The organism is Ralstonia sp. 22086, assembly GCF_052045975.1.
Classification (GTDB): Bacteria; Pseudomonadota; Gammaproteobacteria; order Burkholderiales; family Burkholderiaceae; genus Ralstonia; species Ralstonia wenshanensis.
Map to the genome: position 1 here is coordinate 608,014 of NZ_JBQEPZ010000002.1, position 21,205 is coordinate 629,218.

22 protein-coding genes are annotated in these 21,205 nt (G+C 64.6%); 9 read left to right on the forward strand and 13 right to left on the reverse strand.

What is annotated here, in order from left to right; all coding sequences use genetic code 11:
* Window positions 1-61: 61 nt before the first annotated feature.
* Complete coding sequence (locus tag ACTJK6_RS11750) at window positions 62-1,111, reverse strand: SPFH domain-containing protein (protein WP_316879325.1); 1,050 nt, start codon at window positions 1,109-1,111, stop codon at window positions 62-64.
* A gap of 49 nt (window positions 1,112-1,160) precedes the next feature.
* Window positions 1,161-1,559, reverse strand: a complete 399-nt coding sequence (locus ACTJK6_RS11755; RefSeq protein ID WP_232039867.1) for a DUF350 domain-containing protein — start codon at window positions 1,557-1,559, stop codon at window positions 1,161-1,163.
* A gap of 175 nt (window positions 1,560-1,734) precedes the next feature.
* Between ACTJK6_RS11755 and ACTJK6_RS11760 the strand changes: the two genes are divergently transcribed.
* Both ACTJK6_RS11760 and ACTJK6_RS11765 read left to right on the forward strand, forming a co-directional pair.
* A complete protein-coding gene (locus tag ACTJK6_RS11760; RefSeq protein WP_343619267.1) occupies window positions 1,735-3,312 on the forward strand; it encodes a polyamine aminopropyltransferase in 1,578 nt (525 codons plus the stop codon).
* A 13-nt stretch (window positions 3,313-3,325) separates the two neighbouring features.
* Window positions 3,326-4,948, forward strand: a complete 1,623-nt coding sequence (locus ACTJK6_RS11765; protein ID WP_440839102.1) for an FAD-dependent oxidoreductase — start codon at window positions 3,326-3,328, stop codon at window positions 4,946-4,948.
* Window positions 4,949-4,972: 24 nt separating this feature from the next.
* Here ACTJK6_RS11765 and ACTJK6_RS11770 read toward each other — a convergent pair whose 3' ends face one another.
* Both ACTJK6_RS11770 and ACTJK6_RS11775 read right to left on the reverse strand, forming a co-directional pair.
* A complete protein-coding gene (locus tag ACTJK6_RS11770; protein ID WP_414561825.1) occupies window positions 4,973-5,245 on the reverse strand; it encodes a hypothetical protein in 273 nt (90 codons plus the stop codon).
* Between the two features lie 422 nt (window positions 5,246-5,667).
* Complete coding sequence (locus tag ACTJK6_RS11775; RefSeq protein ID WP_316869695.1) at window positions 5,668-6,384, reverse strand: dienelactone hydrolase family protein; 717 nt, start codon at window positions 6,382-6,384, stop codon at window positions 5,668-5,670.
* Between the two features lie 184 nt (window positions 6,385-6,568).
* On the opposite strand from ACTJK6_RS11775, the gene ACTJK6_RS11780 reads away from it, so the two are divergent.
* Together ACTJK6_RS11780 and ACTJK6_RS11785 are read left to right on the forward strand one after the other, a co-directional pair.
* Window positions 6,569-6,931, forward strand: coding sequence for a DUF1304 domain-containing protein (locus ACTJK6_RS11780; RefSeq protein ID WP_232039872.1), 363 nt, complete (start codon window positions 6,569-6,571; stop codon window positions 6,929-6,931).
* A gap of 226 nt (window positions 6,932-7,157) precedes the next feature.
* The gene (locus tag ACTJK6_RS11785; protein WP_440839103.1) at window positions 7,158-7,637 is read left to right on the forward strand and encodes a YbhB/YbcL family Raf kinase inhibitor-like protein; all 480 of its coding nucleotides are present in this window, start codon (window positions 7,158-7,160) and stop codon (window positions 7,635-7,637) included.
* Between the two features lie 33 nt (window positions 7,638-7,670).
* Here ACTJK6_RS11785 and ACTJK6_RS11790 read toward each other — a convergent pair whose 3' ends face one another.
* From ACTJK6_RS11790 to ACTJK6_RS11815, 6 genes are all read right to left on the reverse strand, one after another.
* Window positions 7,671-8,192, reverse strand: a complete 522-nt coding sequence (locus ACTJK6_RS11790; protein WP_316879317.1) for a BON domain-containing protein — start codon at window positions 8,190-8,192, stop codon at window positions 7,671-7,673.
* A gap of 102 nt (window positions 8,193-8,294) precedes the next feature.
* Window positions 8,295-9,185 carry an NmrA family NAD(P)-binding protein gene (locus ACTJK6_RS11795; RefSeq protein ID WP_440839104.1) on the reverse strand — a complete coding sequence of 297 codons (891 nt, stop codon included), beginning with the start codon at window positions 9,183-9,185 and terminating at the stop codon, window positions 8,295-8,297.
* 94 nt (window positions 9,186-9,279) lie between these two features.
* Window positions 9,280-10,176 (reverse strand): helix-turn-helix domain-containing protein, encoded by an 897-nt coding sequence (locus ACTJK6_RS11800; RefSeq protein ID WP_440839105.1) that lies wholly within the window; start codon window positions 10,174-10,176, stop codon window positions 9,280-9,282.
* Window positions 10,177-10,277: 101 nt separating this feature from the next.
* Window positions 10,278-11,441 carry an alkane 1-monooxygenase gene (locus ACTJK6_RS11805; protein WP_232039878.1) on the reverse strand — a complete coding sequence of 388 codons (1,164 nt, stop codon included), beginning with the start codon at window positions 11,439-11,441 and terminating at the stop codon, window positions 10,278-10,280.
* A gap of 300 nt (window positions 11,442-11,741) precedes the next feature.
* The gene (locus tag ACTJK6_RS11810; protein ID WP_440839106.1) at window positions 11,742-12,554 is read right to left on the reverse strand and encodes an alpha/beta fold hydrolase; all 813 of its coding nucleotides are present in this window, start codon (window positions 12,552-12,554) and stop codon (window positions 11,742-11,744) included.
* A gap of 7 nt (window positions 12,555-12,561) precedes the next feature.
* The gene (locus ACTJK6_RS11815) at window positions 12,562-13,662 is read right to left on the reverse strand and encodes a branched-chain amino acid aminotransferase (protein WP_440839107.1); all 1,101 of its coding nucleotides are present in this window, start codon (window positions 13,660-13,662) and stop codon (window positions 12,562-12,564) included.
* Between the two features lie 387 nt (window positions 13,663-14,049).
* Here ACTJK6_RS11815 and ACTJK6_RS11820 point away from each other — a divergent pair, with 387 nt between their 5' ends.
* Window positions 14,050-14,481 carry a hypothetical protein gene (locus ACTJK6_RS11820; RefSeq protein ID WP_232039881.1) on the forward strand — a complete coding sequence of 144 codons (432 nt, stop codon included), beginning with the start codon at window positions 14,050-14,052 and terminating at the stop codon, window positions 14,479-14,481.
* A 28-nt stretch (window positions 14,482-14,509) separates the two neighbouring features.
* Here the strand turns inward: ACTJK6_RS11820 and mdtD are convergent, their stop codons facing one another.
* Entirely contained in the window at window positions 14,510-15,928 is a 1,419-nt protein-coding gene (gene mdtD / locus ACTJK6_RS11825; protein ID WP_440839108.1) for a multidrug transporter subunit MdtD, read from the reverse strand.
* 123 nt (window positions 15,929-16,051) lie between these two features.
* Here mdtD and ACTJK6_RS11830 point away from each other — a divergent pair, with 123 nt between their 5' ends.
* The gene (locus ACTJK6_RS11830; RefSeq protein ID WP_414561812.1) at window positions 16,052-16,909 is read left to right on the forward strand and encodes a LysR family transcriptional regulator; all 858 of its coding nucleotides are present in this window, start codon (window positions 16,052-16,054) and stop codon (window positions 16,907-16,909) included.
* A 13-nt stretch (window positions 16,910-16,922) separates the two neighbouring features.
* Here ACTJK6_RS11830 and ACTJK6_RS11835 read toward each other — a convergent pair whose 3' ends face one another.
* Together ACTJK6_RS11835 and ACTJK6_RS11840 are read right to left on the reverse strand one after the other, a co-directional pair.
* Window positions 16,923-18,107: a GGDEF domain-containing protein gene (locus ACTJK6_RS11835; RefSeq protein WP_316869683.1), complete on the reverse strand. Its 1,185-nt coding sequence runs from the start codon at window positions 18,105-18,107 to the stop codon at window positions 16,923-16,925.
* A gap of 231 nt (window positions 18,108-18,338) precedes the next feature.
* Window positions 18,339-19,262, reverse strand: a complete 924-nt coding sequence (locus ACTJK6_RS11840; RefSeq protein ID WP_440839109.1) for a recombination-associated protein RdgC — start codon at window positions 19,260-19,262, stop codon at window positions 18,339-18,341.
* 174 nt (window positions 19,263-19,436) lie between these two features.
* Here ACTJK6_RS11840 and ACTJK6_RS11845 point away from each other — a divergent pair, with 174 nt between their 5' ends.
* From ACTJK6_RS11845 to ACTJK6_RS11855, 3 genes are read left to right on the forward strand one after another with little or no spacing between them, the layout of a single operon-like run.
* The gene (locus ACTJK6_RS11845; protein WP_440839110.1) at window positions 19,437-20,099 is read left to right on the forward strand and encodes a dihydrofolate reductase family protein; all 663 of its coding nucleotides are present in this window, start codon (window positions 19,437-19,439) and stop codon (window positions 20,097-20,099) included.
* A 22-nt stretch (window positions 20,100-20,121) separates the two neighbouring features.
* Complete coding sequence (locus ACTJK6_RS11850; protein WP_440839111.1) at window positions 20,122-20,547, forward strand: lipocalin-like domain-containing protein; 426 nt, start codon at window positions 20,122-20,124, stop codon at window positions 20,545-20,547.
* A 17-nt stretch (window positions 20,548-20,564) separates the two neighbouring features.
* Window positions 20,565-21,134 (forward strand): YdeI/OmpD-associated family protein, encoded by a 570-nt coding sequence (locus tag ACTJK6_RS11855; protein WP_433867841.1) that lies wholly within the window; start codon window positions 20,565-20,567, stop codon window positions 21,132-21,134.
* Window positions 21,135-21,205 lie beyond the last annotated feature (71 nt).

A 21,205-nucleotide genomic window follows, 5' to 3' on the forward strand; every position in this document is an offset into this window, starting at 1 on the left:
TGCGCAGAAAAAACGGGCGGCTTGCGGTGCCGCCCGGTCATCCGATCAGCGGGGCCGAAGCTCAGCCTCCGGTCAGCGCCTTGAGCACGGCAGCCTTGCCGGCGTCAAAGTCAGCTTGCGTGATGAGGCCCTTGTCGAGCAGTTCCTTGAGTTTGGCCAGGCGTGCGGTAGGGTCGTCCGCTGCGGGTGCAGCCGGTGCAGCCGCGGCAGGTTGCGCTGCTGGAGCAGCCGCCCCGCCAGCGTTACCCTGCACCGCCGTGCGCAGGCTGTCGGCCATCGCCTGGCCCATCGCCAAGCCTGCTGCCAGGCCGGCACCCGTACCTGCGATGCCGCCCTCGTTGCGTGCGGCCAGCGGCAGCGATTCGGCCGTCTGGTATTGCGTGAAGCGCTGCATGTCGCCGGTCATGTCCATGCTGATGCGGCGGTCCAGCGCAGCCTGCAGTTCGTCGGGCAGCGTGACGCTGGACACCTGGAAGCTGTCGAGCGCCAAGCCGTACTGCGTGAACTGCGGCAGCAGCGCCTCGCGCACCTTGTTCGACATCAGCATCTGGTTGGCGGCCAGGTCGAGGAACGGCACGCCGGATTCGCCAAACGCCGTGGCCATCGCACCCATGATGACGGGGGCGAGTTGCGCTTCGACTTCATCCACGGTGTAGATGTCGCGCGTGCCGCTCACCTGCTGGTAGAACAGCTTCGGATCGGCCACGTGGTAGGCGTACACGCCAAAGGCGCGCAGGCGGACCATGCCGAAATCCTTGTCGCGCACCGTCACCGGCTGCGGCGTGCCCCAGCGGCGGCCAAGCTGCTGGCGCGTGCTGAAGTAGTAGACGTCGGACTTGAAGGGGGACTCGAACAGCTTGTCCCAGTTCTTCAGGTACGTGAGAACGGGCAGCGTCTGCGTGGTCAGCTTGAAGGTGCCGGCGCCAAACACGTCAGCGATCTGCCCTTCGTTGACGAACATCGCCATCTGCGAGTCGCGCACGACTAGGGTGCCGCCGTTCTGGATTTCCATGTCCTGCATCGGGTAGCGCCAGGCGAGCACGCCGTCTTCGCTTTCCGTCCATTGCAGGATGTCGATGAACTGCTTCTTGATGAAACTGGACAGGCTCACAGCAAACTCCTTCGCGATGATTCGCGGCTCAGGAAGAATCAGGACAGGGTCAGGACAGGCACGCCGCGTTGATCACGCCAACGGCCAGCGCGCTCACGCCAAACAGCATACCGGCGGCAATATTGTTGTGCTCGATCTGCAAGCGGTAGTCCGGCATCAGCCGCGTGAGCACCAGGAAGACGATCAGTTGCACCACCGACGCCATCACCGCCCAGAACAGGAAGGGCACCAGGCCATCGGCGTGCGTGATGCTCGACGCGATGGTGAGCACGAAGCCGAGCAGCGCACCGGCCAGCGACAGCGCCGCTGCGATATTGCCTTCGCGGATCAGCTTGACCTCGTCATACGGCGTCAGGCGCAGGTAGATGAAGAAGAAGCCGGAGAACACCACGGCGCCGGCCAGCAGGTGCGAGGCGTAGGCGATCACGGAAGCGGTCATGTCGGGCATGGGAAGGCCGTGCAGTACATAGGTGGCGCCACTATAGCGGCTGATGCGCCGCTTGCGTACCCCCCGATGCTGCCGTGCACCAGCCTGCTCGCGGGCAGGGAAAAAAGGCGGCACAATCGCGCTCGCCTCCGCATCCACCGTTTGTTAACGCCCCTTCATTTTTCACCTTCGCAGCATGTCGACGCCGCAGCCTGACGCCACATACGAACCCACGCAGCCTGCGGGCCGCGGCAATGCCTTGCTGGTCCTCGCCGTCTTCGTGGTGGCCTCATGCGGGCTGGCGTACGAATTGATTGCCGGGGCACTGGCTTCGTACCTGCTGGGTGATTCCATCCTGCAGTTCTCTTCCATCATCGGCGCCTATCTGTTTGCCATGGGCATCGGCTCGTGGCTCTCGCGCTACGTGGCCGATGACGCGCTGCTCGCCCGCTTTGTCGATCTGGAATTGCTGGTCGGGCTGTTTGGCGGCGTGTCTGCGGCGGCGCTGTTTGCGCTGTTTGCGCTGGAGTCGGCGCCGTTCCGGCTGGTGCTGTATGCGCTGGTCACGGTGATCGGCGTGCTGGTCGGCATGGAGATCCCGCTGGTGATGCGCATGCTGCATCGGCGGCAGGCCAAGTTCTCCGATCTCGTCAGCCGCGTGCTGACGTTCGATTACCTCGGCGCGCTGGCCGTGTCGCTGCTGTTTCCGCTGGTGCTGGCGCCGCGCCTGGGGCTGGTGCGCACCGGCTTCCTGTTCGGCCTGTTCAATACGGCGATTGCGGTCTGGACGCTCTGGCATTTCCGTGCCGAGCTGGCGCTCTCGGCCCGCATGCGCACGGCGATGGCGTGGCGCGCCGGCGCAGTGGCAGCGGCATTGCTCGCGGGCTTTGGCGCGTCGGACAAGCTCACGCACTGGTCTGAACGTGCGCTCTTTGGCGATGAGATCATCCATGCGATTTCCTCGCCGTATCAACGGCTGGTGGTGACACGCTGGAAGGATGACCTGCGCCTGTACATCAACGGCAACCTGCAGTTTTCGTCGCGCGACGAATACCGCTATCACGAGGCGCTCGTGCTTCCTGCGCTGGAATCCGTGCGCGGTGCGCGGCGCGTGCTGGTGCTGGGCGGCGGCGACGGCCTCGCGCTGCGGCAGATCCTGAAGTACCCGCAAATCGAGCACGTCACGCTGGTTGACCTGGACCCGCGCATGACGAACCTGTTCTCGCACGCCGAGGCGCTCGTCGCGCTCAATCAGCATGCGTTCAGCGACCCGCGCGTGACGGTGGTCAACGCTGATGCCGCGCAATGGATGCAGACCGCTACCGACATGTTCGACGTGGCCATCGTGGATTTTCCGGACCCATCCAACTTCAGCATCGGCAAGCTGTATTCGGTGCCGTTCTATCGGCTGCTGTCGCGCCATGTGGCGGATACGGGCCTGGTCGTCATCCAAGCGACGTCTCCGTATTTCGCGCCGCGTTCGTACTGGTGTGTGGATGCGACCCTGAAGGAAGCCGGTTACCGCACGTGGCCGTACCACGCGCTGGTGCCGTCCTTTGGTGAATGGGGTTTCATCCTGGCCGCGCCGGGCCGCGCGGACTTCAAGCCGCCTACGTCGTACCGCGTGCCGACGCGCTTCCTGGATGCCGACACCACGCACCAGATGTTCAGCTTCGCGCCCGACATGCCGCGCCCGCAGGTGGAGCCCAACCGGCTGAACAACCAATCGCTGGTGCGGTATTTCGAAGAAGACTGGCACGGCGTGCTGCGCTGATGACCGGCACATCATGAACAGCAGACGCAGCTTTCTGGTGGGTGCAGCAGCGGCCGGCGTGGCCGTGGCGGGCGCGGCTTCGTGGGCCGGCTTTCGGGCCTTTACGGAAATCACGCCCAACGTGCGCAAGCCCGGCCAGGCGGCCGGCCATCATCTGCGCGATCTGCGCGCGTTGCCTGCACCATCGGAAACGCGCCGCGTGGGCGTGGCCATCTGCGGCAGCGGCATCGGCGGATTGAGCTGCGCTTGGCGGCTGGCAAAAGGCGGCCGGCGCGACGTGGTGGTCGTGGAAGGCCCCGAGCGCTATGGCAATGCCGCTGGCGGCGCCTTCGGCGCGCAACGCTTCCCGACGGGTGCGCATTACCTGCCGCTGCCGTCGATGGAATCGACGCACGTGCGCGAGATGCTGGCCGACTTTGGCGTGATCGAACGCGACCCGTTTTCGCTGCGTCCGACGTACGACGAACGCGTGCTCGTACACGCGCCCGATGAACGCCTGTGGCTCGGCAATCGCTGGCAAGACGGCTTCGTGCCGCACGAGGGCATCACGCCCGACGAGCGCGCCGAGCACACACGGTTCTTTGCCCAAATCGACAGCCTGCGCCAAACCAAGGGCGCCGACGGCCGCCGTATCTTTGCCGTGCCGACAGCGCTTTCGTCCGCAGACCCGGCATGGCGCGCGCTCGATGCACTGACCTTTCGCGACTGGCTGCACCGCGAGGGCTACCGCGCCGCCACGCTGCACTGGTATGCCGACTACTGCTGCCGCGACGATTACGGCGCCACAGCAAATCACGTCTCAGCATGGGCCGGCATTGCGTACTTCGCCAGCCGCGGCGGCATGGCGAGCAATGCCGAGCAGGGCACCGTGCTGACGTGGCCTGAGGGGCTGGACTGGATGGCGGAGCGGCTGTTCGAAGCCGCCGGACTGAATGAGCCAGGCCGCTTGCTACCTGGCAGCGCCGCGCGCATCGGCAGGACGAACGAAGCCGGCGCACGCGTCTTCGCCGATGTGCTGCAGGCAGACGGTCGCGTTGTGCGCCTGCTGGCCGATCACGTGGTCAGCGCAATGCCATTGCACGTTGCCAAGCACATCGTCGAGGGCTTTGATGTGCCCGCCGCCGAGTTGCCCGAAGCCGCGCCGTGGCTGCTTGCCAACCTGCTTATCGACGGCTTTCCGCCCGAACACGACGACACACCACTGGCATGGGACAACGTGGTCTATCGCGGCACCGGCCTGGGCTACGTGGTGGCCAATCACCAGGACATTCGCGTCGGGCCGCCTGCGCAGAGCTTGTTCACGGCCTACGTGGCGCTGTCGGACATGACGCCCAAGGCCGCGCGTGAATGGCTGCTGAAGGCATCGCCGCAAGCGCTGCTCGATCGCGCGCTGGCCGATCTGGATAGGGTGTACGGCATCCGCCTGCGCACGCAGATCCGCCGGGCAGACCTGACACTGCGCGGCCACGCGATGGCGATTCCCACACCGGGCTTTCTCTCGCGGCCAAACATTGCGCGCCTGCGTGAGAGCGCCGGGCCGATCCACTACGCGCATGCGGACCTGTCCGGCTATTCCGTGTTTGAAGAAGCCGCGTGGTGGGGGGATCGCGCGGCGCGGCGCATTCTGGCCGGCTGATTTCCTGGCGCCGCCGCAGGACGTTCAGCGCAACCGCTCAACCTCGGCCATCAGATCCCACGCGGCCGGATCGATATCGCTGCGCTCAAGGGCCAGCGACACGTATGCGCCGATCATGTCGACAAACCCGCGCGCAAACGCGGGCGGATACCCGCTGCCCGTGTACTGCATCAGTTGCTGCCGCAACAGGCGCGGCCGATGCTGCCCGAACTCGCGCACGTAGGCCTGCGTTCGGCAGAGGAAGGTTCGCGCTTCCAGCGCACCGTCAAGGTAGACGCGGCGTTTGCTGAGTGTCATGAGCGGCCCCCGGATCGCAACGGAACGGGACACAGCCAAGGTGGAGAAGGAAAAGACGCGGGGCGACGCCCGCTGAATACAACAGCCATGGAGCCTCCTACGGATTGCAAAAGGCCCGACGTTTCGCTGCGAACGAGGGTGGCGGGCCCGACGACAGGGTTCGCAGACCGGCCCGTAGGACGCCGGCAGACCTTTCGGTCTCCCTGCCCGGCCCGCCAAAGTACATGCGTGCGCGAGCGCGGACGTGAAAAAGCCGCACAAGGCGGCCGTCCGGCCATACGGGAAAAGATAGGCTGCGAAACCCAGCTGCCGTTGGTGCGGCAGCGCCGTGAATTATAGCGGCGGCAACAGCGCAGCCCACATGCAAAATTGCAGCATTTCGTGATCGCGCCGTACCGCCAATCCCGCCGTTCTGTGTGCGCTTACCCCTGACGAGACCAGAGCGTACGGCCGAAGAACGTCAGCGCGCGGTCCCACGCATGTTCGGCCCACACCGGGTCGTACTGCGTGATGGCGATGCGGTTCTCGCCTACGGCCGTTTCATTGGCGAACGCGTGGTGCGCGAGATAGCGGTGGAAGTCCACATCGACGCCGGCATCGACGAGCTTCTTTTCCAGTGCATCAACGCCCTCGATCTTGAAGGCGTTGTCTTGCGTGCCCCAGTGACCCTGCACCGGCACCTTGATCTTCGAGGCGTCGATGTATTCCAGCGGGGGGTAGCCGTACCAGACCACGCCGGCATCCGCTTCCGGCACGTTACACAGCGTCAGCAGTGTCAGCGCACCGCCCATGCAGTAGCCCGTCACGCCCACGCGGTCGCAGGTCTGCTTGAGGTATTGCACTGCACCGCGCACGTCCTGCGTGGCCGCGTCGCCAAAATTCAGGTTGGTCATCAGATGGTGGGCTTCCTCCTCCTCGACCGTCATCTTGCCGCGATAGAGATCGGGCACCAGGGCCACGTAGCCCGCGCGCGCGAGGCGGTCCGCCACGCCGCGAATCTGGTCGTTCAAGCCCCACCACTCCTGGATGACGACGATGCCCGGGGCGCCTTCCGCCTTGGCCGGCTTGGCCAGATAGCCCTGGACGTCCTGCCCGTCTGGGCGCTTGAACGAGATCATGGATCCTTGCGATGCAGTCATGCGATGGCTCCTCTGCCTGGAACGAAAACGCACAGGATAGTCCTGCCAGATGAAATTTGCAGGCGGTGCCTCAGCGGCAATGGGCTGCGTGCGCCTCTGCCCTGCCGATACCCCTCCCTCAGGGTGCCGATACGCGGCGCAAAGTCTCTATCATGGCGGCACGTTCACATCCGGATTGCCACCCATGATCAAAACCCTCGGCCTCATCGCCTACCTGCTCGTATTGCTGATCCACGTCTATATCGTTGTGCTGGAAATGGTGCTCTGGAAAACGCGCGGACCCAAGGTCTTTCGCATGACGCCCGAGAAAGCCGCCGAGACTGCGGCCATGGCATCCAACCAGGGCCTGTACAACGGTTTCCTGGTGGCAGCGCTGGTGATTGGGTTGGTGGCGCCAGACCCGACCGTCAACGCATCTTTCGCGCTGTTCGGGCTGATTTGCGTGGCGGTGGCCGGCATCTGGGGCGCCATCACCGTCAACAAGCGGATTCTTTTCGTCCAGACGGTGCCGGCTGTGGCGGCGTTGGTGCTGGGGTGGTTCGCCTGAAGGCGTTGGGCGTTGGGCGCTGAAGCGACGGCGGCAATGCTTGTCTGCCTCGCCGCTGCGCACTAGCTTGAAGGGAGTCAGGAGCGCGTCAGACGATGCGCTCTCGCCAACCAGGATCTCGCACATGCCGCCCGCAGACTGCCGAACGCTCCGAATGCTGGGCCGGGCGCTACTGCTGGCAACCCTGCTGTGGGGCCCTCCCGTCTCCGCTCAAGTGAGGAACGCCATGACGCTCACCTTGACCTCGCCGGCCTTTGCCGCTGGCGGCGAAATCCCCAGCCGCCTGACATGTGAAGGCGCGGATACATCGCCGCCGCTTGCGTGGACCGGCGCTCCGGCCGGCACACGCAGTCTGGCATTGATCATCGATGACCCCGACGCGCCCGACCCCGCCGCACCAAAGATGACGTGGGTCCACTGGGTGCTCTACAACATCCCGCCCGCCACCACTTCACTGGCGGAAGACGCGTCGCGCAAGGGACTGCCTCCCGGCACACGCCCCGGCAACAACGACTGGAAACGCACCGCATACGGCGGTCCCTGCCCGCCCGTCGGGCGCCATCGTTACTACCACAAGCTCTACGCGCTGAACGTGGAACTGCCCGAGCTTGGCGCACCTACCAAGGCCGAGCTGGAGCGGGCCATGCGTGGCCACGTGCTGGCTGAAGCCGAACTTGTCGGCACTTATCAGAAGCACAATCGCTGAGCCGATACGTCAGAAGGTGAGGCTGATTGGCTCTCAGGGCTTGGCAACCGCGCCCTTGTGGAACAACGCATACGGCACGCCACGCTCCGGGTGTGCCGTTGTCTCGTTGATGAAGCGTTCGACATCGGGCACGTCACGCAGGGCGGTCATGAACGGCGCCAGCGCATAACCCGGCGCCACGCAGCCCTGCACCAGCATCCACCGCTCCCATATCGTCACCCACAGCGTGGTGTTCTGCTTCCATCCGGGCACATGGATGGACATCCATTGCAGGCGCCGCTTTGCAGTCTCGGCAATCTCATCGTCATAGGCGAAGGAGTTGAACTGGCGGCAGCGGCCTTCCAGCCAACAATGGTTGCCGTGCTCGATTCGGTGGTGAGAATCACGCTTCCACTCGGCTTCGGTGATGCGCGGGCCGGCCGGCTCAGGGCAGTTGGCCACGCCCGACGAAATCTGGAAGAACGGGTCGTGACCCCGGTTCTGCAGATCGTCTTCAGCGTGGGTGGCCGGCGCAGCCAGCAGCAGCGCCAGGACAAGACAGCGTGCGGAAATCATCACGGTGGCCTCCTCGCCCGCATGGGGCGTCGGCTTGAGCAATGCTGCGAAGGATAGGCGCAAAGCGGCGGACCATCCAGGCGCCCCGGACGACTCCCCAACTTATCTGGACTGCACGTGTGCCGCGAGCATCGAGGCAAACACAGCATGCAGCTCGGTCTTGCCGAAACGCTGCTCGGATACGCCCTTCTCTACGTCGATCTGCCCAGCGTTGACCGCGTCGTACAGTTCGGTGATGAGCTGTACATGGTTCGGGCTCAGACCGGCGCGTTGCAGCATCGGCGCCCAAGCGGTGCGCGGCAGTGCATCGGCAACAATCTCGCGGCCTACGACGGCGCCAAACGCGCGTGCCACGTCGACCAGGCTCACGCGGCGCGGGCCTTCCACGCTGACGACGCGCAGCGTCTTGCCCGATGGCCCTTCGAGCAGCAGCTCGGCGGCCAGCGCGCCCACGTCTTGCGTGGCGACCGTCGCAAATGCGCGATCCAATGGTTGATGCAGGCTGGGCAGCCGCCCCGTCGCCAGCATGACGGGCAGCATCGCCGCCCAGTTCTGCGCGTGCTCTGCTGAACGCAGCAGCGTCAGATGGGTCGCCAGCGGCTTGAGCCGCTCCTCCAGCAGATGAAACAACCGCGTCAGGCCAGTGCCCCGGTCCAGTTCAGCGCCGTAGTCCGACAGGGCCAGGACAGCCGGGGGCGGGTTGGCGCGCAGCGCATCGGAGGCCACGTCGACCATGCGCTCCATGGTCGACGCTGGGTCCGCATCACGCACTGGCACCGGACACAGCATCTGCACGGCCGTGGCGCCCTTGATGGCCGATGCGACCGAGGCCGGATCTGTCAGGTCGGCAATCGCAATGTCGCAGCCGAGCTTGGCCAGCACCTCGCCTTGCCGGGCATGGCGCACCACCGCGCGCACGGGCCGACCCGCGTTGCGTAGCGCCCTGGCGGTGACGCCGCCGACTTTGCCCGACGCCCCAAAGATGACAAACATGTTCGCGCTCCTCTCAAGTGGGAGGCACGAGCTTAGGGCGGCCCTGCAAACCCGACTTGCAGGAACAGAGGAATCTGGCAGATTTGGAGGATTGCTACACGGCCAGCGTGTCCACCGAAGCGGCCGCAGCCTTGCCCGCGCGAACGACATCACGCGGGCCCACACCAAGCAGCCGCTGCATCCACTGCGTCATATGGCTCTGGTGCGCGAAGCCAACCTCGAGCGCGATCTGCGACGCGCTGCGCCTGCCATCGAGCAGCAGCGCCTTCGCGCGCTCCACGCGGCGCTGCACGACATAGCGATGCACCGGCACGCCCAGCGTTGCACGAAACAGCACGTTGAAATGCGGCACGCTCAAGCCGGCCTGCGCCGCCAGATCGGCCAGCGTCAGGCGCTGGTGCAGATGGGCTTCGATGTAGTCGATCAGGCGAGCAGCCACGCGGGGTGCCAGCATGCTAGTCCGGTGAGTGCCCCCTGCGGCCGCCTCCCGACTGCTGCTCAACAGACGGACGACCAACGCCGTGCACAGGCTTTCCGCATACAGCGCATCGGATGTGTCCTCCGCCTCCAGCTCGGCCCCCAGCGCCGCGGCAAGATGGCGCACGCGCGCATCGCGCCATTGCAGACGGGGCGTGATGTCTGCCGGTGCACGCACCTGTTCGCCGATGCTGCGCACAAACGTATCGGTGATGGCGATGCGCAGAATCCGGCAGTCGGCATCGTCCGTCCACATGCCAGGCAGGCCAGCCGGAATCACGTTCGCATCGCCGGGCGCCTGGATGCCCGAATAACGGCGGCCGTCGCATACGCAGTTCGCCCGCACAGGCGCGCCGACATGCACGGTGACGCGGTGTTGCGCCATGGCGGGCACCCGGTACGTGCCGGGGCGGATGCCGAGCAGTGTGGCGGCAAAGCCGGCCCAGCCGAGCCCCTCGCTGGAGCGCAGGCTGATGGGGGCGTCAAGCAGGACGGCGGGGATGGCGGCGTTCATGGCGGGCGCAGGTTGTCTTCGCTTCGACATTCTGCGCCAACGCCGTTGCATCGGCTGGCGATAACTCGCCAGCCACCGCATACCTCGGCCCGGTTGGGAAATCAGGCGCGCGCCGGATACTGCGCCAGCACCTTGTCGCGAATCGACGGTTTGATGTTCGCCAGCGACATGTTGCCGTTGTAGTGCGCCACCACGCGCGGGTTCATCACGCGAAACCACAGCGGCGGCACATAGGCAATCAGGATCATCGCGGCATAACCGGCGGGCAGTTGCGGCGAATGCTCGAAATGCCGCAGCGCCTGGAATGAGCGCGTCGGGTTGGCGTGGTGATCGGCATGCCGCTGCAGTTGATACAGGAACAGGTTCGTCACCACGTGGTTGCTGTTCCATGAATGCTGCGGCGTGCATCGCTCGTAGCGGCCGCTGGGCAATTGCTGGCGGCACAGGCCGTAGTGCTCCAGGTAGTTCACCACCTCCAGCAACGACGCACCGTAGATGGCCTGGATGATCAGGAACGGCACCGCCTTGAGCCCAACAAACGCGATGCACACACCCCACAGCACCACCGTCATCGCCCAGGCGTTGAGCACATCGTTGCGCCATGACCAGACCGAGTGGCCCTGCTGCTCCAGCCGACGCTTCTCCAATGCCCACGCCGATTTGACGCTGCCCACCACCGTGCGCGGCAGAAACTCCCAGAACGACTCGCCATAGCGCGCGCTTGCCGGATCGGCCGGCGTGGCCACGCGCACGTGGTGGCCGCGGTTGTGCTCCACAAAGAAGTGGCCGTAAGCCACGGGCGCGAGCGTGATCTTGGCCAGCCAGCGCTCGAAGCCGTCGGTCTTGTGACCCAGCTCGTGCGCGGTGTTGATCGAGATGCCCGTCACCACGCCCACCGAAAACGCGAACGCAAGGTAGTCGTACCAGGCAAGGTCATACGTGCGCAGCACCCACATCGCCACCGCAAAGCTCACGTAGAGCACGGTGGTGGCGAGGTAGACGATGCGACGGTAGTAACGCTGTTTTTCCAGCGTGGGGACGACGTCTTCGGGCGGGTTATCGCGATCGTCGCCGATCAGGAAATCGAGCAGCGGGATGATCGTGAACACGATGAACGGCCCCGCCCACCAGAGCGGATGCCAGCCCGTCGCCAGCGCCGAAACGGCCGCGATGATGGGTAGCGTGATAGTCAGCGCGCCGAGCATCCAGAGATAGCGCTTGCCGTCGGTCCATTCCACGGACGCGACCATGCCGGGTGTTGCCATTGTCTTCCTCCTGTTTTGCCCCGCCGGGTAGCTTGGCTTGTGTACGCACATGCGTGCGCCGCCGGGGTCGTGCCCGACGCTTGCGTTATAGGCGCAGCAGGAGGAGAGACCAACGCCAGAAACTAGGCGCAAAACTCCAAACAAAGCGGCCGCCGCGCGGCCCTCTGGAGGCGGGAAAAAAGCAGTCGATTGAAACAGGCGATTTAAAAACGGTCGTTCGATTTTGGTGCGGCGCACCTGAACGCAGACTCACAACAACCGTTTATGCCAGCCGCCGAAGGCACCGGCGCGCAATGCGGATCAGGCCAATGTGGGGAGGAACGCGTTGACCGCATCCAGCACAGCGGCCTCCTGCTCCCGATGCGGCACGTGTCCGCAACGCTGCACGAACTTGAGCGTGGCGGGCGCGCCGGCCAGCGTGACGATGCGCTCGGGTTGCGCAGTCGAGCCGTATTCATCTTCGGTACCGTGCAGCGCCAGCACGGGGCTGCGCACGGCAAGCAGCGCGTCGTCCAGGCACCACTGCGCAAACTCTGGTGACAACCACGTGTTGACCCACGCATCCAGCACCCATTGCGCCTTGCTGCCGTGGTACCGCTCGAGCCGGCCCATCTGGCCGGGCTCGGCAAACTGCGCCTGGGCAACGCGGATGCCCTCGCGCGTTTGCTCCTCCACGAACGACTGCGCCGACTCGGTGATCAACCCCGCGCAGCGGCCCGGATACGCCGCCGCAATCGACACGGCCATGCCGCCGCCGACGCTGTGGCCGAAGACGATGAAGCGGTCCACGCCAAGCTGCTCGGTTAGCGCGGCAAAGCCACCATACGCTTCATGCTGAATGAAGCCCGGATCGAGCGGGCCCGCAAAGGCGTCGGATTGGCCAAAGCCAAGCCGGTCGTAGGCGATGACCGCATGCCCGGTTGACTGCGCCAGGTGCTGCGGAAAATCGCGCCACAGCGCTACGCAGCCGAGCGAATCGTGCAGCAGCACGATGGGCGGTTTGGCGGCATCATCAAGCGGGCCGCCCCATTGCCGGGCATGGAGCCGGCCATCGGGTGTGGTGATCCATGCCTCGATCCCATCCACCGAAAGCGCAGAAAGCGACTCAGCCATCCCGGTCTTAGAACAGGCGGTCGAGCCAGCCGTGCGGGTCCGGTGCGCGGCCGTTCTGCAGATCGACCAATGCCGCCTTCAGCTTGGTCGTCAGCTCGCCTGCCTTGCCATCGCCGATGGTGAAGTTGTGCTTGTGGCCCTTGACCTTGCCGATGGGCGTGACAACCGCTGCGGTGCCGCAGGCAAAGGCTTCGCGCAGGCGGCCGCTTTGCGCGTCGGCCTGCCACTGGTCGATGGAGTACGGCTCTTCGCGCACGGTCAGGCCCATGCCGCGCGCCAGCGTGATCAGCGAATCGCGCGTAATGCCCGGCAGGATCGTGCCGTTGAGCGGCGGCGTCTGCAGCGAACCGTCATCGAAGACGAAGAACACGTTCATGCCGCCCAGCTCTTCAATCCACTTGCGCTCCACCGCGTCGAGGAAGACGACCTGGTCGCAGCCCTCGCGGGTGGCTTCAGCCTGGGCGACCAGGCTGGCAGCGTAGTTGCCGCCGCACTTGGCCTCGCCCGTGCCGCCGGGCGCAGCGCGCGTGTAGTTGTCCGACACCCAGATGGTGACGCCTGACGATGCGTCGCCCTTGAAGTACGCACCCACCGGGCAGGCAATCACGCAGAACAGGTACTCGGCCGACGGCTTCACGCCCAGCACCACTTCGGTGGCGATCATGAAAGGGCGCAGGTACAGCGACGAGCCCTGGCCCGACGGAATCCAGTCGCGATCGAGCTTGACCAGCTCGCGCACGGCCTGCAGGAAGAGATCTTCCGGCAGCGCGGGCATTGCCAGGCGCTTGGCCGAATTCTGAAACCGGCGCGCATTCGCCTCCGGACGGAACAGCGCACCGCCGCCATCCGGCAGGCGGTAGGCCTTCATGCCCTCGAAGATTTCCTGCGCGTAGTGCAGCACCAGCGTGGACGGATCGCACTGGATCGGGCCATGCGCGCCGATTTTGGCGTCGTGCCAGCCCTTGCCCTCGGTGTAGCGGATGGTGGCCATGTGATCCGTGAAGACGCGGCCGAAAGCGGGATTTTCCAGCAGGCGCGCGCGCTCTTCCGCCGGAACAGGGTCCGGGCGCTTCTCGATCGAAATGGCCGATTCGACAACGTTGTTCATACCGTCTCCAAGGGTGCAGGGGGGGCACAAAAATGCCCAAACCGCTATTTTGCGCCAACGGCGATGCAATTTGGTTGCGTATTCACGCACATACGGTATTGCAGGCGGCGGAAAAACAATGCGGTTGGACGAGCGCCCAGGGGCATCAACCGCCGTACCCCCTGGCCGAGACGCCGCCTGGCGCAGGGGGGAATACCGCACCGGAATAGCGCCGGCGCCTGGGCATTCGCGCGCCTGCCGGAACGGGCGCCAGAACGCTTGATGGGCAGGCATCCCCCCTGCGGGACTTGAAACCCTATGGTACGGTTGACGGAATGAATGTCATGACCCGCCATCCCCTGCTGGTGCACGGCGGCACACCGGTGCCGCCAGGGAGCGTTGCGCACCATGAGTGATGCGAAACGCGATTCCCGTCGCCAGATCCACGCCGAGAAAGTTGCCGCCAGCCGAGCATTGCGCCTGAGCGTACCGGCAGAGGCGCGGCCCGCGCCGGTGAGCCGAAAAGACTGGCTCCGGCAACGAAAGGAGCAATTGCAGGCCGCCCGCATTGCCGCCCGGCAGCGACGCGATCAACTCAAGGCAGAGATCCTCTCGGCAGCACAGGAAGTTGCCCGCGAAGAGCGGGTGGCCGCACGGCTGGAAGCCGAACGCGTCAAGGCGGAAACGAAATCCGCCAGCGTGCATGCCAAGGAAGACGCACGCGCTGCGGCCAAGTTCGAGCGCAGCAAGCCAGGCCGGTCAACGTCAAAGCGCAAGACGCTCGGGACTGGAAAGCGCAAATTGGTCTCTTACGCCGATCTTCTGCGCATGCGCGGATGAGGCCCCGCCCAAGCAGCGCCTGCAATCGTTAGCGCGCCTGAACAGCCTTGGCGTCTACGTTCTTGGCACGGAGCGGCGCGGGCTTGGCATCGAGCCTGCGAAAAATCCACGCAGAAAACACGGTCACGACGCCCATGGTGAAGAACGCCAGCCGATAAGCCGGCGCGGCCACACCAAGCTTGACCGAGAAAAGGCTGACAAGCCCGCCCCCGATCGATACGCCCAGGCCGATTGCGAGCATCTGCACCATCGAGAACAAGCTGTTGCCGCTGCCGGCATCCTGATGCGACAAGCCTTTGAGCGTGATGCTGTTCATGGCTGCAAACTGCATCGAGTTCGCCCATCCAAACACCGACAGTTGCACGATCGACAGCGCCAGCGGCCAGCCCGGCGCCATGGCCGCAAACGAGGCAATCGAGACGCCAACGACCCAGGTGTTGACCTGCAGGAACACGTCATATCCGAAGCGGTTCACGAGCGGGACGACCCAACGCTTGGCGAGCATGCCGGCAATGGCAATCGGCAATAGCAGCAACCCCGAATGAAAAGGCGAATAGCCAAGCTGCAACTGGAACAGCAGCGGCAACAGGAATGGCACAGCGCCCGAACCGATGCGGCAAAACAGGTTGCCGACGAGCCCAATGCTGAAGTTCGGTTCGCGAAACAGCGCAAGCTGGAACAGCGGCGCCACACGCCGCCTTGCGTGCGGAATGTAGAGCAGCGCGCTGACCACGCTCACAGCAATCAGCACGGCGCTCCAGGGGCTCTGCGCGCCGTTTTCGAGCGCCAGCGAGAAGGCCACCATGCACAACGACAGCAGCCCGCAGCCAAGCCAATCGAATGGCGCCACGGCGCGCACGGCGTCTTGAGGAAGATAGCGCCGGACCGCAAACAGCCCAACGAAACCCACCGGTACGTTGATCAGGAAAATCCAGTGCCACGAGACATCCTGCACGAGCCAGCCGCCAAGCGCCGGCCCCAGGAGCGGGCCAACCTGCCCCGCCACCGACACGAAGGCCAAGGCGGCGATGTACTGCTCGCCCGGAATATTGCGCAGCACCGCGAGACGGCCAATCGGCAACAGCATCGATCCGCCAATCCCTTGCAGCACGCGCGCGATCACCAACTGCGGCAGCGTGTGCGCCATCGCGCAGAACACTGAACCCAGAACGAAGATCAGGATCGCGCTGAAATAAACGCGCCGCGTACCAAACTTGTCGGCCAGCCATCCTGATGCCGGCGTCAACATCGCCATGGTGAGCGTGTAGGCCACCACCACCGTTTTCAGGTCGAGCGGCTTTTCACCGAGGCTGCGCGCCATCGATGGCAGCGCGGTATTGACGATCGTCGTGTCCAGCGCCTGCATGAAGAAGCCGGCAAAGACAATCCACAGCATGGCCTTTTGAGAGGTGTTCTGCGGGGCGGCGGGAGTTGAAGCGGTCTGCATGTGAATCCTGGAATGCTGCCCGGAAAGCGCCGGACATCACCCGCAATGCTACCGACGGACAGCCAATCGGGAACCCCTCTAGAGACGTTGACTGTTATCGGAAACTCCGATGACAATACCCACATGCTCAATCCTGTCTGGATTCAAACCTTCGCCACCGTGGCCGCTGCCCATAGCTTTACGGAGGCCGGGCGCCAGCTTGACCTCTCGCAATCGTCCGTCAGCGATCACATCCGCCGGCTGGAGCAAAGCGTGAACCGGCGGTTATTGGTGCGCGACACCCATTCGGTGTCGCTCACGCCCGACGGCGAAGCGCTACTCGTTCACGCGAAGTTGATCCTCGAATCCCTGGCGCGCGCCGAGTTGCAGTTCAGTGCGCCCCGGCTGCAGGGCCGTGTCCGGCTGGGCTCATCGGAAGACCTGGCGCAGGGGCCGCTGCCCAATCTGCTGGCCGCATTTCGGGCCACGCATCCGGATGTCGAGCTTGAGATCACGATGGGGATGACGAGCAAGCTGTACGAAGGCATCGAAGACGGCTCGCTGGATCTCATTGTCGGCAAGCGCCGCGAAGGCGGCCGACGCGGTGTCCCACTATTCCGAGGTCAGCTCGAATGGCTGGCGCGGCCCGGTACCGTGGTCGATGTGAGTCAGCCGCTGCCGCTCATCCTCGTCAACGAGCCGAGCGTGACGCGCTCGATCGTGCTGGACACCCTGGCTGCAACGGGCTGGCTGTGGCGCGTGGTCTGCACCAGCAGCAGTCATTCCGGGTGTATTGCGGCGGCGCGCGGCGGGCTGGGGATTACCGTGCGCGCGCAGAACCTCGCGGGCGGCGGGCTGGTACCGCCCGTCAATGGCGATGTCTTGCCGCCGCTGCCGGCCATCGAATTCATCACGTTGTCTGCGCGACGGCTGAGCAAGCCTGCGGAGACGCTCTTGCAGCTCATCCGCAAGAGCGACCTGCGCGCCGGGCGGACGGACTGAACAACGTTCACCGTTACGAGAACACCGTCTCGTCGACTTGCCCGGCAGGCTGCGCGACTTCAAGCCGATTGCCGCCCAGCGATTTGGCACGATAGAGCGCCTTGTCTGCCGCAGCCAGGCCTTCCGCCAGCGAGGGCAGGTCGGCGTCGAACTGGGCCATCCCAATGCTGACTGTCGCCAGAATGCCGGCGCTGTCGCTGCGGCGTTGGACCGCCTCTGCAAAGCACTTGGCCACGGCCTCACCCCGCGTTCTGGCATGGCGGGCGTCATCGCCCGACAGCAGCGCGGCGAATTCTTCGCCGCCAATGCGCGCAAGCATCACGTCGGGGCCGAGCACACCCTGCGCGATTTCCGCAAACACCTTGAGAACGGTGTCGCCGGCCTGGTGCCCGTAGCGGTCGTTGATGGCCTTGAACCGGTCAAGATCGAACACGAGCATGGCGACGGGCCGGTTGCTGCCAATGCGTTCGATCAGGCGTTCGCCCCGTTCGAAGAACCAGCGGCGATTGCCAAGGCGGGTCAGGTAGTCCGTCTGCGATTCGCTCAGAAGCTGGCCGTGGGCCTCGTCCCGAATCAGCTTCAGCAACGTCATCGGCAACACCATCGCGTACAAGACGCCCTCGATCATCGTCAACTTGCTGGCCAACGGCTGCATGGCCGGCCCGAATGCCGACACCAGCCCTGGCAGCGCGATCCCGCGGGCAAGGTAGAGCGCGGCATGCAGCGTCGTCACAACCACCACGAGTTGTCGCGGGCGCAGCGGCTTCATGGCATCGCTACGCCACATTTCGCGAGCCGTCATCGCGCTGACCAACGCAATCGGAATCGCGCTGACGTAGTTCCACAGGATGCCTTGCCACTGCGCGCCCCAGATCGCCCAAACCAAGGCCATGCCGATGAGCACGCCGGCTGCGGCGCCGCGATACTGCCGCCCGTTCAGCGCCGCCACGCCCGACAGCACGAGCAGATAGCCGCACAGCATGATGAGGTTGCAGAGTGCAGCGCCCGTCGCGCCCGGCACTACATGGCGGAACAGCACGGCCGTGCAGCCGAGCGCGAGCGTCGCAAACCCGGCCGCCAGCAGGCGCAACGCCTTGCTGCGGCGAGGATTGGTCCGATGCTCCCAGAACAGCATTCCAGCGCTGGCGAGCAGGATTCCGACGGCAAGGAGATAAAGGGTAAGAAGATCGACGTACATCCGGATATCAAAACAGGGCGCCGAGCATGGCGGCGCGCGCTCCGGATTTTACGTGGGAAAGCCGCTGCGGATGGGCCGGCCTGCCCCCTCTCTACGGGGGTGATGCGCTGTCATGCACAGGGATAAGTACCCGAAATGGGCCGAATCCCTGGGCAAACGCTTTTGACTGTGGCCTGCCGGACTTCGTGCGCTGTGAAGCGCCCCTCGCTTCAGGCGCATTCAAGGTACCGTTCAGGCCGCCTTGGCCTGTTGCGCGGTATCGAGCTGATCGCCCCCCAGACTGTCGACCAGGTCGGTCAGCATCCGCGCCAACTCGCCCGTCATGAGTGTGACATCGGAGTCAAAGCGTTCGTCGTCGTTCTGTGCGGTGGGGTCTTCGGCTTCCTTGATTACGTCGAGCGGCGTCACGCGCTTGATCAGGAGTGACGGCGTGAGCACGAAGGAAACCCGGTCGTCCCACGTCATGGCGAGGCGCATGCACTGTTTGCCGGCTTCGATGTGACGACGCATGTCTTCGGCTTCGAGCGCGTGGCCAACGTATCGGACGGTGGCACCGCCCTCACCCGTCGAGCGCAACTCGGCGTCCTGGTCGACGGTGAAGCCGCCGGGCGCCTCGCCAGACAGCAGCCACTCCGTCATGGCGGCCACCGGCGAATGTGCCACGTGCACATTGGTGAGCGGCAACTGGTCGATCGACTTCACGAGCAGGCCGCGCACGTCGTCGGCCACCGCCTGCGAAGCCGCATCGATCACCAGCCAGCCGTTTGCCGTATCGATCCACACCCGCGTATCGCGCCGAATGCTGAAGGCGCGCGGCAGCAGTTCATCGGTCACCTGTTCCTTGAGTTCGCGCAGTTGCTTTCGGCCGGGCTTGAAACCCTGCTGCTCTTCCAGCTCGAGCGCCCGAGCCTTGGTCACCTGGTTGATGACGGACGCCGGCAGTAGCTTCTTTTCTGCGCGAAAGGTCAGCAGCATCTGCCCGTTGTTTGAATACACGAGCGCGCCATACTCGCGTGGCGACGCCCAGCCGGAGGTCTGTTTCTCTACACTGTTGCCCGGTTGGAACGCGTGGGGTGCCAGCCACTTTTCAAGCTGTTCAGGGGTAACGGCCCAAGGCGCCGGCAGGCGATGAAGCTGAAGGTTTTTGAACCACATGGGAGTACGGGCAAAGTCCGCGATTCTAAAGGATGGCGCGCCCCTCCTCCCATAGGCTGATGCCCGACCCGGCGTGGGCGACGCGCTCGGCTGGCGCCGGTACTAATATGCAGGTCCTGACGCCGGCATCCGTTGATGACCGATCGGGCGTCCAATTGACGCTGGAGACAAACGATGACACGCGTTCGCGTTGCGGGCTTCACCATCTCGATTGACGGATACGGCGCAGGTCCGGATCAGGACATCGACAATCCGCTCGGCATTGGCGGGATGGACCTACACCAGTGGCTTGTCACGACGCGCACGTTCCAGCGAAACCTGTTCGGCAAGGACGGCGGCACCACTGGCGTTGACGATGACTTTGCCGCCCGTAGTTTCCGGAACGTCGGGGCGTGGATTCTCGGGCGCAACATGTTCGGCCCCATTCGCGGGGATTGGCCCGACGACCACTGGAAAGGATGGTGGGGCGACAACCCGCCGTATCACGTTCCCGTTTTCGTGTTGACCCACTACGCGCGTGCGCCCATCGAGATGGAGGGCGGCACGACGTTCCACTTCGTCACAGGCGGCTTTCGAGAAGCGCTCGACCGTGCGCGCGAGGCCGCCGGCGGGAAAGATGTACGAATCGGCGGTGGCGCGAGCACCATTCGGCAGTTCCTGCGTGAGGGCTTGATCGATGAACTGCACATTGCGATCTCGCCAATTCTGCTTGGCCGTGGGGAACCCCTGTTCGAAGGCATCGACTTGCGAGCGCTGGGCTACACGTGCGTTGAATCCGTAGCGTCGGAAAAGGCGACGCACGTTGTCTTGCAGCGCTCATCGCATACGCGCATTTAAACGAACGAGGACAGGACGAACGATGACTGAGCACGATACGAAGCTGCACGGCAGCTGGCGGCTGGTGTCTTTCGAGACCGAGCTTCAGGAGACAAAGGAGCGCACGCAACCCTGGGGCGCCGACCCCCGGGGTTCACTGATCTTCGGCGCTGACGGACGCATGATGGTGCTCCTCACGGCGAAGGTGCGCGAGCCGGGAAACACAGACGAGAAGCTGGCGGCGCTGTTCCGCACGATCGTGGCTTACACCGGGCGGTATCGGGTCGAGGACGATCGGTTCATCACGAAGGTCGACGCGTGCTGGAATGAAGCCTGGAACGGTACGGAGCAGGAACGGTTCTATACGCTGGATGGAGACAGGCTGGAGGTACACACCGCCTGGATGCCGAATCCGCTGGTGTCTGAAAATGCAATGGGCAGAGGTGTGCTCGGATTCAGGCGCGAATAACGTCGCCGACCAACGCGATGGCGAATCCAACACTTTCCTTCATCAACCAGGAAGCCTGGGAAGCCTGGCTGGAAACCCACGGCGAGGCTGCGGCCGGCGTCTGGCTCCGCATCGCAAAGCGGTCGGCTGAGCAATCCACCGTGTCTTATGCAGAGGCCGTTGAAAGCGCTCTTTGCTACGGATGGATCGACGGGCAAAAACAGGCGGAAGACGAGCACCACTGGCTGCAGCGGTTCACGCCCAGAACAGCCAAAAGCATCTGGTCAAAGATCAACACCGCCAAGGCCGAAGCGTTGATCAGCGCCGGGAGGATGCGCCCGCCAGGGCTTCGCGCAGTCGATCTGGCCAAGCAAGACGGGCGTTGGGAGGCAGCCTACTCGTCTGCAAGTACATCAACCGTGCCCGATGACCTGCAGCAGGCCCTGGACGCCAACCCGAAAGCCAAGCAGTTCTTTGCCACCCTGAATGGCCAGAACCGGTACGCGATTCTGTTCAGGATCCAGAACGTGAAGAAGGTTGAGACGCGCGCAAAGAAGATCGCTCAATTCATTGACATGCTGAACAAGGGCGAGACGCTTCATCCTTAGCAGTGTCGGACTGATACAGCCGTGGGCCAGTGCATTCCCTGCCCAAGCTGAGCATGTTGAGCGCGCCCATT